The 11,624-nt window shown below is 54.9% G+C and carries 18 protein-coding genes; 1 reads left to right on the forward strand and 17 read right to left on the reverse strand.

Features of this window, described 5'->3' with window-relative positions; all coding sequences use genetic code 11:
* Window positions 1-35: 35 nt before the first annotated feature.
* The 3 genes from WC600_18080 to WC600_18090 are packed head-to-tail and all read right to left on the reverse strand — an operon-like array spanning window position 36 to window position 947.
* Window positions 36-407, reverse strand: a complete 372-nt coding sequence (locus WC600_18080) for a chitobiase/beta-hexosaminidase C-terminal domain-containing protein (protein ID MFA4904639.1) — start codon at window positions 405-407, stop codon at window positions 36-38.
* A 58-nt stretch (window positions 408-465) separates the two neighbouring features.
* On the reverse strand, window positions 466-726 hold the full coding sequence (locus WC600_18085) for a hypothetical protein (protein ID MFA4904640.1): 261 nt from the start codon (window positions 724-726) through the stop codon (window positions 466-468).
* Between the two features lie 11 nt (window positions 727-737).
* A complete protein-coding gene (locus WC600_18090) occupies window positions 738-947 on the reverse strand; it encodes a hypothetical protein (GenBank protein ID MFA4904641.1) in 210 nt (69 codons plus the stop codon).
* A 37-nt stretch (window positions 948-984) separates the two neighbouring features.
* On the opposite strand from WC600_18090, the gene WC600_18095 reads away from it, so the two are divergent.
* Window positions 985-1,728 (forward strand): hypothetical protein, encoded by a 744-nt coding sequence (locus WC600_18095; protein ID MFA4904642.1) that lies wholly within the window; start codon window positions 985-987, stop codon window positions 1,726-1,728.
* Here the strand turns inward: WC600_18095 and WC600_18100 are convergent.
* The 14 genes from WC600_18100 to WC600_18165 form a co-directional block, all read right to left on the reverse strand.
* Window positions 1,653-2,156: a hypothetical protein gene (locus tag WC600_18100; GenBank protein MFA4904643.1), complete on the reverse strand. Its 504-nt coding sequence runs from the start codon at window positions 2,154-2,156 to the stop codon at window positions 1,653-1,655. The genes WC600_18095 and WC600_18100 overlap by 76 nt on opposite strands.
* Before the next feature lie 14 nt (window positions 2,157-2,170).
* Window positions 2,171-3,106 (reverse strand): phage major capsid protein, encoded by a 936-nt coding sequence (locus tag WC600_18105; GenBank protein ID MFA4904644.1) that lies wholly within the window; start codon window positions 3,104-3,106, stop codon window positions 2,171-2,173.
* Between the two features lie 15 nt (window positions 3,107-3,121).
* Window positions 3,122-4,003 (reverse strand): hypothetical protein, encoded by an 882-nt coding sequence (locus WC600_18110; protein ID MFA4904645.1) that lies wholly within the window; start codon window positions 4,001-4,003, stop codon window positions 3,122-3,124.
* A 116-nt stretch (window positions 4,004-4,119) separates the two neighbouring features.
* Entirely contained in the window at window positions 4,120-4,371 is a 252-nt protein-coding gene (locus WC600_18115; GenBank protein ID MFA4904646.1) for a hypothetical protein, read from the reverse strand.
* The gene (locus WC600_18120) at window positions 4,368-4,703 is read right to left on the reverse strand and encodes an FmdB family zinc ribbon protein (protein ID MFA4904647.1); all 336 of its coding nucleotides are present in this window, start codon (window positions 4,701-4,703) and stop codon (window positions 4,368-4,370) included. The genes WC600_18115 and WC600_18120 overlap by 4 nt, the downstream gene beginning before the upstream one ends.
* Window positions 4,703-4,963 carry a hypothetical protein gene (locus WC600_18125; protein ID MFA4904648.1) on the reverse strand — a complete coding sequence of 87 codons (261 nt, stop codon included), beginning with the start codon at window positions 4,961-4,963 and terminating at the stop codon, window positions 4,703-4,705. Before WC600_18125 ends, WC600_18120 begins: the two co-directional genes overlap by 1 nt.
* 2 nt (window positions 4,964-4,965) lie before the next feature.
* Entirely contained in the window at window positions 4,966-6,996 is a 2,031-nt protein-coding gene (locus tag WC600_18130; GenBank protein ID MFA4904649.1) for a hypothetical protein, read from the reverse strand.
* Window positions 6,997-7,061: 65 nt separating this feature from the next.
* Window positions 7,062-7,232 (reverse strand): hypothetical protein, encoded by a 171-nt coding sequence (locus WC600_18135; GenBank protein MFA4904650.1) that lies wholly within the window; start codon window positions 7,230-7,232, stop codon window positions 7,062-7,064.
* Window positions 7,233-7,279: 47 nt separating this feature from the next.
* A complete protein-coding gene (locus WC600_18140; protein ID MFA4904651.1) occupies window positions 7,280-7,792 on the reverse strand; it encodes an HNH endonuclease in 513 nt (170 codons plus the stop codon).
* Window positions 7,792-8,505, reverse strand: coding sequence for a hypothetical protein (locus tag WC600_18145; GenBank protein ID MFA4904652.1), 714 nt, complete (start codon window positions 8,503-8,505; stop codon window positions 7,792-7,794). Before WC600_18145 ends, WC600_18140 begins: the two co-directional genes overlap by 1 nt.
* Window positions 8,502-8,774: a hypothetical protein gene (locus WC600_18150; protein MFA4904653.1), complete on the reverse strand. Its 273-nt coding sequence runs from the start codon at window positions 8,772-8,774 to the stop codon at window positions 8,502-8,504. The genes WC600_18145 and WC600_18150 overlap by 4 nt, the downstream gene beginning before the upstream one ends.
* The gene (locus tag WC600_18155) at window positions 8,771-8,998 is read right to left on the reverse strand and encodes a hypothetical protein (protein ID MFA4904654.1); all 228 of its coding nucleotides are present in this window, start codon (window positions 8,996-8,998) and stop codon (window positions 8,771-8,773) included. Before WC600_18155 ends, WC600_18150 begins: the two co-directional genes overlap by 4 nt.
* Window positions 8,998-9,399 (reverse strand): hypothetical protein, encoded by a 402-nt coding sequence (locus WC600_18160; protein ID MFA4904655.1) that lies wholly within the window; start codon window positions 9,397-9,399, stop codon window positions 8,998-9,000. Before WC600_18160 ends, WC600_18155 begins: the two co-directional genes overlap by 1 nt.
* On the reverse strand, window positions 9,396-11,624 hold a 2,229-nt coding region (locus WC600_18165; protein ID MFA4904656.1), incomplete at its 5' end, for an LAGLIDADG family homing endonuclease. The genes WC600_18160 and WC600_18165, both read right to left, overlap by 4 nt.

The following is an 11,624-nucleotide window of genomic DNA, read 5'->3' on the forward strand; positions in this document are numbered from 1 at the left end:
TGGGGATGACCACTGACAATTTCATGCCAAATCCTTTAAGGCAGGTCGGCCACAACAACACCGACCGCAGTGAATAACGGTGTCACGATAATGTCCCCAGAAACTGCACCTTGCCGGATAAATTTTAAGCGCTTGACATTATCCCAATCATACAATGTCATGCTATCCCCTATATTAAGGGGGTGCCCAGTGCTACCGTCAGTAGCGGGATCGGTGCCATCAAAGGTAAAATAAATCGCACCGGTTACACAATGTATATAAACCCCAGCTGCTTGTTTGCCAGAAAAGGTTCCTGATGTTGGCTTTATCAGGGTAAGGGCGTTAGCAAACAATGAAATCACCACATTTGCAATGGCAATTTTCTGATGTCCTCCGCCCAGGAAATTACTGGTCAAAAATTGAAACATGATTAATCTCCCTTAAAAGGGGTCCGAGGGGCAGGGCCTTGATTCCTGCCCCGCGGAGTTAATAACCAATGACGAAAAGCCAATGGTATTTAGTGTTTGTCGGAGCGCTATTGTAAGTCAAGGTCGAGTCGGCATGGCTGATACGCGGAATATCGGTGGTATCATCAATATTCTGCGTCCAGTAGCCTTCAATGCGGCCCAAAGGAACCACAAGGGTGGTCCCCACCCCGTCGCCCTTGACTCTAGCTTTCCACATCTTTGCATTTCCAAAGTTGATGTGGAGCTTTAGGTCAACATTTGCTGCGGGAAAATCCGCCATACAGTTTCCTCCTAATACCCTATCACAAACAAGTAGTGATAGAGGTTAAGGCCCGGCGGGTAGGCATAAGTGATCACCCCGGAACTCTCCGTCGCCTTTAGGTTAGTAGTTTCGGTGATATTCGTGGTCCAGTAGCCTTCTACTCGACTAAAGGGCACATTTATCTGCCGGCCAGCCCCGTCACCCTTGATCCTCACCTGATAACCCCGGATGGTTCCCATAGAGTAATGCGTTTCCCGGTCAATATTAGCCTCTGGAATGTCCACCGCAGGCGATGGGCTGACTGAGGGCGAAACCGAGGGCGAGATTGATGGAGAAAGCGACGCCGATGGGCTGACCGAGGGCGAAACCGAGGGCGAGATTGATGGGCTGAGCGATTCCGAAGGACTCACCGACGGAGAAATGCTCGGAGAGAGACTGGGGCTAATGCTCGGCGAAATGCTCGGACTCGCACTCGGACTGATGCTGGGCGAAAGACTGGGTGAAACACTGGGGCTAATGCTCGGAGAGGCACTCGGGCTAATGCTCGGGCTCAAACTCGGCGAGACGCTCGGAGAAAGTGACGCCGATGGGCTCACCGAGGGTGAAACCGAGGGACTTAAAGACGCCGATGGGCTCACCGAGGGTGAAACCGAGGGACTTAAAGACGCCGATGGGCTCACCGAGGGTGAAATACTGGGCGAGAGACTCGGTGAAAGACTGGGCGAATCACTCGGTGAGATGCTCGGAGAAAGCGACGGACTCAAAGACTCCGACGGAGAGGTTGATGGTGAAATGCTTGGAGACAAACTTGGAGAAAGCGATGCGCTCGGCGAAACGCTGGGCGAAACGCTAGGTGAAACGCTCGGAGAAAGTGACGGACTCTCCGAGGGAGAAATTGACGGTGATAAACTGGGCGATAACGAAGCAGGCATGGTCAGCCTCCTTTACGCCAGAGGCAGTATCCGAGGAATAAAGACCAAGGCCCCTACAAAGGTATCGCTATCGGCGGAACAGGTATAGCAGATGGTTTTGCAAGTACCATCCCCCCGATAACTTTTGGTGGCATAAATGCCTGCCGTATCAGCCGCATTGCCGCCCACCTTCCCATTCCAGAACAGCGCTCCGATGTAAGTGGTAAGGTAGTTCTGGCTCGCACCATCAATGGCGGTTGCCATGTCAGCTACCCGGTAGGTCCCCGCAGTATCCAGGGGATAGGTGACAATAAATCCATCGGCGTCAAAACCCGCTTCAGTACCCATGCCAATGCCGACACTGATGGTTTCTGTGGCATCAATGGTAGTGATGATGAGCCACATGTCTTCGGGCCGGATAACCATGCCCACGGGTAATTCAAATTGTGCGCTGGTTTCCACGTTGCTGTTGTAAATCAGCGGAAGGCGCACAATTTCGCCGTCCATGACGGTGGTACGCTTCATTACTGTGCTCATGCGTTAAACCTCCTTTAGGCGGTCAGCCCGGATTTGTAGCCATGGGCGTCGCGCCGCTTGCAGATCATCTGCAAGACGACTTCGATGTACATGGCATATTTTTCCTGGCCAATCGGCTTCTCCCACGGGGTCTTTTTGAAGTTGTAGTCCTTGTGGACCCGGAACCCCATGTAGTTCTTGTTGAGGCCGAACAGGTACCCGGCGGGGCACATGTAGTCTCGCACGATGGGATTGCCCAGGTAGTCGATGTTCTTGAATCCCATGTCGGCCAGGTCGCCGTGTTCCAGGCGCAGGTGCGGCAGGGTTTGAGAACGCAGGGAACTGAACATAGTGCGGGTGGTCACCAGCAGGTTCGGCTCATCACCGGCGTCATCACCCACCATGCAGTTCGTCAGCAGGGTGTCCACGATGTTGAAGGTGATGGGCGCTGCGGTCGAATTGGCATACCCGGCAACCCACTCGGCCAGATCGGCTACGGCGATATTGCCGTAGGTGGCGCTGGCAGAGATCATGCCCAGCAGGCCCACAAGCTTTCGGCCGCTGGTGCCGTACCCGGTGGAGTTATACAGGTCGTAGGCGAGGTTGTAGCGGATATGCTTCGCCGCCTTGTTGAGTTTCGTGTTGACGATATCCACTTCCTGGGCAATCCCGGCGTTCTGCACCGAGTCGTCGATGTCATAGACCACCGGCTCGTAGTAATAGCCCGGGGTCCAGGTGGCTGCGGTCATGGTGCTGACCTTGTTGGTGTTGAATACGCTGGTCGCGTTAAAGTCACCGCCCATGGGCTGCCCGTAGTCAAGGACTTGGCGGATTTTCGTGCCGCCGTCCCATTTCTTGGCATCCTTGAGCATGGTGCCGATCAGGACGTTACCTTTATAAAAAATGTCCTGGGCCCCACTCTCCCACCATTCCTGGGTTGTTGCGTTGAGTTCGTCAAGAGCCAAAGCCATGACGTTTCCCTCCCGTTAATTTCCTTGGCGCATGGCCTGAATCTTGGCCACTTGCTTCTGGATGAGTTCGTTTTCGGTTCGGGGTTTCCCCTGGGGAGTCCCGGCCGGTGCGGTGCGCCCGGTGGTCACCCGGCGCAGAGTGCCCTTCGCCTTCATGCTTCTGACGGTCTCCTCGGCCCCTTTGGCCTTGGCCGCCTTCTCGATGGCCGGTTTCCCTGCCTTCAGGTCGACGATCTCCTTCTGGAGCCGGGCCGCCTTGACACCTACGACCGCCATTTCCTTGGTGCGAGCCCAAGGATTGTCTTTGCGGAAGGCCGTAAGTTCGACCTCTGTGGGTTCGTCACCCACGAACTCCTTGAAGGAGTTGCCCTGCTCTTCGTAGGCTGCAAACTCCTTGAGGATTTCAATTACCCGACGCGTGACAATCTGGTTCACGGCCGGCTCGGTGGCGATGGTGCGGATTGTTAAGTCCTTGAGCGCCGGCCCGATAGCCGCAGCCCCGCCCTGCTCGCCCTCAAGCATGGCCTGGAAGTTGTCGCCCACCACTTCCCACTGCACCGGCTCAAAACCTGCTTCGGGTTCTGCCGGCGCTTCGGCAAGCTTGGCCTCGGCGGGCTTCTCTTTCAGGGCCTTGTTTTCAGCCTCCAGGGCCGCGGCCCGCTCTTCTGCGTCGAGCAGATTCTGAACTGCCTCGGCCTGTTCAGCCGACAGGCGCACAACCTTGCCGTCAGGGGTCTCGTACTCAAACTCTCCCCCCTCCGTTTCATCCGCAGCGGTTTTTGTTTGGGACTCAGCCGCCAGCCGGTCCTCACGGTCTTGCTCCAGATCCAGTTCGTCGGGAGAAGCCAGTACGTTCTCCGCGGCACCGTCAAAAGGTTCGTCTTGAATCTCAGCCATGGCTTTTTGCTCCTTGGTTTTTTAGGGTTGAATAAAAAGCGGGCCACGACAGATAACCTGCCATGGCCCGCTCGGGCTCAATTCAAACTATGGTTGGCCCTCAAAGGGGCGCTATTTTACTTCTTATAGAACTTCTCTACACCGTCCAGGAACATCTTGCCCGCCACCTTCTTGGGTGGCCTGAGCATCGTGGTACTTCCTCCTTCCATCTTCCACATCGCCCCGCATCGGTGACACTGTATTTTGAACTCAGCCCCCGGCCTTGGTTCAAGGATGATACGGCCACAAGCCGGGCACTTGAACTCCTTGTAGGCTGTCACCGCGAACTGGTCGTCATCCAACTTGCTTATGGAGGCATTTTGGGTCATACCTGGCTCAAGTTCTCCCCATCGCAGTGGCGTAAGTTATGGTCCTTCATGTACTGCCGGTACTCCGTCCGGGTTTCAATGGGCTTGCCACCGAAGCGGGCCTCCTTGCGGGTCCGGGCGAAGTCCCGGAGCCAAGGTGTGTCTTGGATGGTATCGACCTGAATAGCCGGAGCCACGATGATCTGGCGCATGATGCCGATACATTTAGGACCCTCTCCCAAAGATGGACAGCCACCTTTACCGCAAACCAAGTCTTTAGGACGGTCGGCTATCCGGCAAACCACTTCCCGGCGATGGCCGCACTCGGGACACTCATAGTCGTATGTCGGCATCAGTTCACCCTCAACCCCGCCGGCGGCGCTACGATACGGCTCGGCTCGGCCTTGGCTATCTTGGCACAGATAATCTTCTGGGCCGTGGCCAGTAGGTCAACAATGGCCGCCAGGTTCGCCGGCGAGTCGCCCTCGGGGCGCTGAACCGTCACCCGGTTGTCTGAAAATAGAGATACCTGAATAGTCACTACCGGGATAGGGCTTGTCGCCGCCTTGGCCGCCTGGTTCGCCTTCACCCGGTTAAGAAAATCCTTGCTCATCCTTAGCCTCCCGCCACGTCCAGCGGATTACCGCTGCCGAAATTCTGCGAAAACGTCCGGTCATCCATCTTCATAATGTTATCAATGGTCTGCAACACCTCTTCCGGGATCAAGCCGCTTTGCTGTAACTTCTGCATGGCCATGCCCAGGGGTCCAGCGTCCATTTGCGCCGCCACTTCATCGGCGTTGGGGATTGACAGCTCGTTGAGCAGGGTCTTATTGGGAAAGTTCGGCCTGCTCTTGGCCAATTCGATAACCTGGTTCTGCCGCACCGCCCGGTTACGGGGAAGGGTGCTGCCGGCTTCCATGTGGAAAGCCAAGTCGCCCTGGTAGTCAATGCCCCGGAACGCCAGCATTTGCTCAGAACCCTTGCCCTCGTACCGCAAATATTCCTGGTCGGTGTACCAGTTCTGGCCCAAGGCGATGAACATCCGGCCCTGCTCTTCCAAGTAGGTATCGTTATTCCTGATTTTGATGCGATAGGCGACCTGTGCCTTCTCCTGCAACTCAGCTATGGCTACCCCCGCGGTCACACCCGCCGGCCGGCGACCCTCTGACACCTCGGTGATGCCCGTCACCATGTCCACCAGGCGGATGCAAAGTTCGATGAAGGCTAGGAGGTCGTTAGGGGTCTGTGGCACTTCCAGGAACCTGATTTGCTGGGCCAGGCCTGCCACCGGCTCCCATATCCGGGCCGGCAGGTTGTTGGTCTGGCTGTTCTTGACCCCGCACCCCTGGGGCAAGATCAGGGGATTCCGGCAGGTGCGCTCCAGGTGAACCCCGTATTGAGTGAGTTTCTTGCAAATCTCGATGACCAGCGTCTCGATCTGCTCAAAAACACACAGGCCGTACTCGGAAATGTCGTCAGAGTACGACAGGCGCTTGATGAAGGGGAATTTATCCCAGAGGTACGACTGAGAGGTCATCTCCCGGGGCAAGTCGGGGTTGATGCTGGGGTTCGGCACATCCTCCAGGACCACATCACCATTCTTGCCCGCAACGTAGATACACCGTATGAAGCCGGGGTACTTCGACCATTCCTCCGGTTCGATGCGCTGCCGGGACTGGACGAGGGCAGGCTGGCCGTCCTCAGTGAACACCGGCAGGCCAGTGGCGTCATCTATCATGGGTTCCATGACCGGCTGCCCGGTCTCGGGGTCAACCGCATCCTCCCACAATTCGGCGTTCTTCTTGCACGGCTCCCCGGTCCTGGGGTCAACCCAGTGCATCGTATAATCCTTGATCCACATCTGAATCACCAGGGCGCGTTGCGTACCGCCTCTGGCCTCGGCACCGGTCCCCTCTTCACCAGGGACGACGTACCCGGTGGCTGACCCCATGGGGCGCAAGTTCCTGGACCGATTGGCCCGGACCCAGGCCCGTTCCTCGCCCATGTCGGAGAAATCCGGGTCGGCCTTGACTTTATCCTCGGCCTCTGGCCAACGGTCATAAATTTCGCCCAACTCCATAGCCTCGTAGACGCAGAGGCCCGGGGCGGTCTGAATGTCGATGTGACCCGGCCAGGATAGAAAACTATACGTCCCCACTCGATGAGTCTCGATCTCTCCCAGACCGCCTTCCAAGTCCGGGTTGAATCTCATGTGATCGGTCTGATAGCCGTAGAGTTCCGTCAGTCCCACGGACTCCTGGAGGCACTTCTGTTGCTGTCTCGCCTCCCACCAGGTGTCATACCGGGCCTGCCAGGCGTCAGCGATGCCATCGGGGGTTTGCCCATTGGGCATGATTGAAGCCCGGGGCTTGTTGTCGGTGAGGTTTGCCTTGAGGCTGTTGTGGATCTTGAAGAACAGGTTGGCGATGGTCTGAGACAATTTTGATCGGACCTTGAAGATACGGCCACGCAGAAGTTCGTGGTTATGCTGCCAAAGCTCTACGAGGCCCTGGCGGTCACGGTGGCGCCGCATGATCTGGTAACGCTCGTAGACCCACGGGCCTACTCCCGGACTTCCTTCAGGAGGAGGCTGTAGCTTCCAATCCGGCCAGACTTTACCGTCTTTGGTGAGAATGCGGCTCACTTATAGATAGTGGAGTTCATGCCTCTCTCTCCCTGGGTCATCCTGTCGTCCTCAGTTTCCCTTCCTCACCCCGTCTTACAAACCCTGGCGCCCTTGGAGCCCTTCTCCCCGCGCATGGTCTTCTTCTGGCCCATGGGCCGCAGGTTCGGATTACCCCGCATGGCATTTAATTGCTCCATGGCCATCGGGTCCATCTGTTCAGTCATGGCGGGTGCGGCTTTCTTTTTGGTTTTCATTTTCTTACCTCAATATTCTTTGGTGGTTGATGGGAGTTCGTCGAGCTTCATATTATTGTAACCTGTGGCACATATCCCGCATGTAATTCTCTCTTAGCTTTAAGGTAAGCAATGTGCGCATCTTCAGGAGTAGAAAATAAACCAAGGCGCTTGCGCTTACCAGAAACCTGTATGCTCGACATCCAAGGATGTTTAGAACTACAACTCTTCTTATAGGAAACCCCTAATAGTCCACAAGCATTGTCTTTTCTGGCTTTGTGAACATTTTCCGTATTGATAGTTGGAGTTGCTTCCCGTAGATTTGCCCAAGAATTGTCTGTTTTTGTGCCGTTGATATGATCTATTTGATCTTTTGGCCATATACCTACCATATAAAACCATGCAAGCCTATGCGCAAGATAATTAATTAAATCTACCTTAATTTTCCAATAACCTTCGGAATTAAGACATCCAGCCACCTTGCCTACGCGTCCATTTCCCCTATCTTCTTTCCAATAAAAAATGCCTGTATTAGGGTTGTATTCCAAGAGTTCTCTCAATCTTTCGGCCTGTATATACATTAATTGAACCCTTCCTTTGGAATAAAGCCCTCGCCAGGCCGCAACTCAGGGTCCGGCCGGTCAGAGGCCCGCAACTCCCGGTCACGCTCCAAGTCCTTCAGGTCGTCGGCGGTCGGCGTCTCGCTACGCTCAGGGCCTGACGACACCCGGGCCTCCATGGCGAGGAGGTGGGGGTCGGCTACTTGGGGCGGCTGTTCCCCCGATATTTGCGACTCACCGCCGCGGACCTCGGGAGAACGGTCCCCCCAAGTAACCGTACACCCTTTCTTATGAAACCGCTTCTTGGCGCCGCAGGAGGGGCAGGGGAACTCTTTAGGCATGTTCTCATTCATGCCAGTGAGCTTATCCACCTCTTCCTGTATACTTTTTATGGTGATTAAAGGTTGTGGCTGGGAAACAGCATAGGTCATTTCCAAAGGCGCACCCCAAGCCTGCATCAAAATCTGCTTCACCGTCATCACCACCGGCTTACCATCCGCCCCCCGCACGTTCAGAAACTTACCAACTGCCCCGCCCCCCGCCGTATAGGGATCGTGGTGGAAGGGGAACCGGCTGCAAATGGGACAAAAGATATCGAGGTTGAGCGGGCCCGGGCGCAGATACCAGCCGGGGTACGCCGGAGAGAACATGTCGCCCAGCAAGGGCCAGTCGAGCCGGTCCACGTCGGTGTTGGAGATGTGCGTTGAGCAGGAATAGCAAAGGACGGCGATCATAAACCTTTCCCCACAAGCATGTGAGACGTGACGTGAATTTGATGAAACTCTATCAATTTCTTAATCGCTTGCTTTGCCTGTGAAGATTTAGCCTGGGCCATTGCGAAAAGTACATTCAATATCGGAATTTCTCTCACGATCATTAGCGAATACAGCTGATGAGCCACAGGGTCGTGTAGGCTTTCCGTCCTAAGCCAGTCCATCACCTTTCTGGTCAATTCCGGCTCAGAATTGATCGCAAGAGTCCAATTTTCTTCTGGCCCACTCATCCCTTCTTCTCCTTCTCCGGCACTACCCACCTCGCCGGCCACACCTCGGCCTGGCACCCAATCTCAGCGCACAACACCCGCTTCTTGAAGGAAGCTCCAAAGTTCGGCATGGCGTTCTTCGGTTGCTGGGTCTCCCACATCTCGTAAAGCTCTTGAATCACCATCCTGGAGCTGCCGCACTTGGGGCATATCAGGGGTTTGCGCTCGAAGTTTGGGTCTGCCACTATTCCTCCTCAGTCGGCGGTATTCCACCGCCCTCTTTGATGGCCTGGGCCATAGTCTCAGCGGTCACATCCGGTTCGGCCGGGGTTTCCCGATAGGTCTGGAGCCCATGCCGGGATAAGATCGCTTCCCGGGCTACCGGATCGAGGCGCCACAATGAGCCCATGTCCAGCACCCCGGCGCTAAAATCTTCCTCGCTTACCGGCTCATCCAGACCGGCCACGATGGCCCCCTGCGGCATGGGCGCAGGCTGCGTCACCACCTTGAACATCTCTACAGCTTGAGAAAAGCCGAAATGCACCGCCGCCAGGAGGTCGGAGGCCGCCGGCGAGACCGTCAGGGGCAGGCCGTTGATGATGGTGGCCTGAAATGGGTCGGAAAACTGAATTTTTGGCTCACTCACCACTTCTCCCCCTCATAAAACCCCTCCCCGGTCTCCGGTGGCAACTCCCACGGCAGGACATCGGGCGTAAACCTCTGCTCGGCGGCCTCGATGATGCGTTGCGGGCCAGTCTTGGGGGGCGGGGCCTCGGTCAAAACCAGGGGCCAGGACGAGAGGGCCATCTTGCATTCGTCAAAAGCATGATCTTCAGCATCGGTCCACGCATCCTCAGCATTGTGGGGATCAGAAGGAATCCCGGGGACAGTACGGAGAAACTGGGGACACGCTTTTTTATAGACCTGAAACAGGGGTGGATGGAGAAGCACACCCTCATCGTCGAACTTTATCCGCAATCTCTCATGAAACTGGGCGACGCAGGCCACCCGATTTTTATCGTTCGCCTGCTCCAAAGCCAGAAGCGGATCGACAGACGAGAAATCAAAGTCAATCGTCGGCCCAAGTTCCCCGGTTTTGGGGTTCAGGCGACGAGCGAAACAGTCCGACCCAGCTATGCGCCGTTTAACCCGGCCCCAAACACCCCACTGCTGCTCCCGCTTCTTGATGCCCTCAGCTATCTCGGAAGGGGTCAAGCGAATGCCCTCGTTGGGATTGCCATTATAGCCGTACCACTCCCGGGCCCGGTAAATCCGGCCATCATAGTCAGTCCAGTACCACCCAACGCTGAACGGATGAGAAAAACCATAGTCGAAGCCCATAAACATCGGGGCATTCTCGGGAGGGGGCCAAGGGCCTTCTTCAATCTCATGATAGCGGCTATTCCAGTTGAGCAGGATGCCACCACCCTCCCATGCCTCTTCGGGCGTGCTGGGGTACTCCTGCTTGATTGCCGGGCCTAGGGTTTCCCACTTCTTGCTGTACCACGCCTTCTTTCGCTCAGACAGTTGGACGTTGTGCTTTGAGGCCAGGTCTTCGAAGTATTCCAACTCCCGGGCCCCAAATACTACAGCCGTCGGCTCAATCTCGTATTCAGGCTCTTCAAACCAAGGGAAGAAAAAAATGCGCCAGTCGAGCTTTGACAACTTGCTCATACGCTTATGCAGGTCGTATGCCTGGTCCCAGAGTTCCGGGAAGTGACCGATGCGCCCCTTGCTGGTTGACTCAATAAAAGCGATTTGGCCGGCCTGAACCGTGTTTAGGGCACCGGTACGAATTTCCTGGGCCTTGTCTGGGAATCTGGCGCAAGTAATTCCATATTCCGAGACGTGTAAATATTGCAAGGTGGCCGACCGCATGGAAGTGCCGACCCGAATATAGCTATGATTGGCAAATTGTAGTTCGCTTTTTGACTTGGTATCAGTAGGTATCGCTGCTTTTAGACTTTCATCAAGGTTTTCGTAAGGGATAAGAATCTTTTCCTCAAATATCTTTTTAGCGTCGTCCTGGTGATGGGCGATGATACCAGCGTTTTTGTTGGAGTTGAACAGGCAGGTGTCAAGGAAAAGCAGATCAATGAACGTGGTGTTATGAGAAACCAGGCCATCTGCGATATATGTGCCCGCTGAGGTCTGCAAGTCTATGAAGGTTTGTTCGCCAACCGGTTCAATTTCAACCACTTCTCTCCATAGATCAGATACTGACCCCTTCCCGGGCAATTCTCTGCCTTCCCAGAAATTATTATTGGCGAATCGGGAAGGCCTGCATTTGCCAAGTAGGCTAAAAATCTGCTCCATCTTCCCTATTTCTGCCTGAAGCACTGGAGTTTTGCCAAACTTAGACTCTCTATCGTAATTATCGTTATATATCTGATATTTATAGCCACGTTTCGTTAAATAATGAACAATCCTATTCCAAACTTCGCCCTCTTTTTGGGCAATACTGATTACTGGACCCTTACCGTTCCCCTGCTTGCAATTAAAAGACCCCTCGCCGTCTATAATTCCAGAGAACCACCCGTCTTCATAATCCGGATCGTTCCAGGTGTTTGTTATCTGACGAATATAGGTTCCCACCCTAATTTTTTTCTTGTTTTGAGATTCGATTGCCCTCCATCCTATATGTGGAGATCCATTTTTTGTAAGCCATGGGTGCCGGCCGGTGCAGATTATCTGCTGACCACTGTCCAGGGTGACCTTATACCCCGTCCATTTTACTTCAAGGGAACCATGGACAACCGCAGTCCGCATCTTTCTCTGCTGGCCTTTGCCGGCGTGGGGGCTGTGTTCGTCCACCGAGACAATCTCTTGCCCAGGCTTAATGTCACAAATTGGAATCCACTCAAGATTGGC

Source organism: Desulfobaccales bacterium (genome assembly GCA_041648175.1).
Lineage (GTDB): Bacteria > Desulfobacterota > Desulfobaccia > Desulfobaccales > 0-14-0-80-60-11 > 0-14-0-80-60-11.

Bases quoted from the DNA above. Each gene is read 5' to 3' on its own strand.
- WC600_18105 (MFA4904644.1), bottom strand. From the start codon at position 3,106: ATGGCTTTGGCTCTTGACGAACTCAACGCAACAACCCAGGAATGGTGG.
- WC600_18080 (MFA4904639.1), bottom strand. From the start codon at position 407: ATGTTTCAATTTTTGACCAGTAATTTCCTGGGCGGAGGACATCAGAAA.
- WC600_18085 (MFA4904640.1), bottom strand. From the start codon at position 726: ATGGCGGATTTTCCCGCAGCAAATGTTGACCTAAAGCTCCACATCAAC.
- WC600_18120 (MFA4904647.1), bottom strand. From the start codon at position 4,703: ATGCCGACATACGACTATGAGTGTCCCGAGTGCGGCCATCGCCGGGAA.
- WC600_18135 (MFA4904650.1), bottom strand. From the start codon at position 7,232: ATGAAAACCAAAAAGAAAGCCGCACCCGCCATGACTGAACAGATGGAC.
- WC600_18150 (MFA4904653.1), bottom strand. From the start codon at position 8,774: ATGAGTGGGCCAGAAGAAAATTGGACTCTTGCGATCAATTCTGAGCCG.
- WC600_18145 (MFA4904652.1), bottom strand. From the start codon at position 8,505: ATGATCGCCGTCCTTTGCTATTCCTGCTCAACGCACATCTCCAACACC.
- WC600_18110 (MFA4904645.1), bottom strand. From the start codon at position 4,003: ATGGCTGAGATTCAAGACGAACCTTTTGACGGTGCCGCGGAGAACGTA.
- WC600_18095 (MFA4904642.1), top strand. From the start codon at position 985: ATGTCCACCGCAGGCGATGGGCTGACTGAGGGCGAAACCGAGGGCGAG.
- WC600_18090 (MFA4904641.1), bottom strand. From the start codon at position 947: ATGGGAACCATCCGGGGTTATCAGGTGAGGATCAAGGGTGACGGGGCT.
- WC600_18125 (MFA4904648.1), bottom strand. From the start codon at position 4,963: ATGAGCAAGGATTTTCTTAACCGGGTGAAGGCGAACCAGGCGGCCAAG.
- WC600_18115 (MFA4904646.1), bottom strand. From the start codon at position 4,371: ATGACCCAAAATGCCTCCATAAGCAAGTTGGATGACGACCAGTTCGCG.
- WC600_18100 (MFA4904643.1), bottom strand. From the start codon at position 2,156: ATGAGCACAGTAATGAAGCGTACCACCGTCATGGACGGCGAAATTGTG.
- WC600_18140 (MFA4904651.1), bottom strand. From the start codon at position 7,792: ATGTATATACAGGCCGAAAGATTGAGAGAACTCTTGGAATACAACCCT.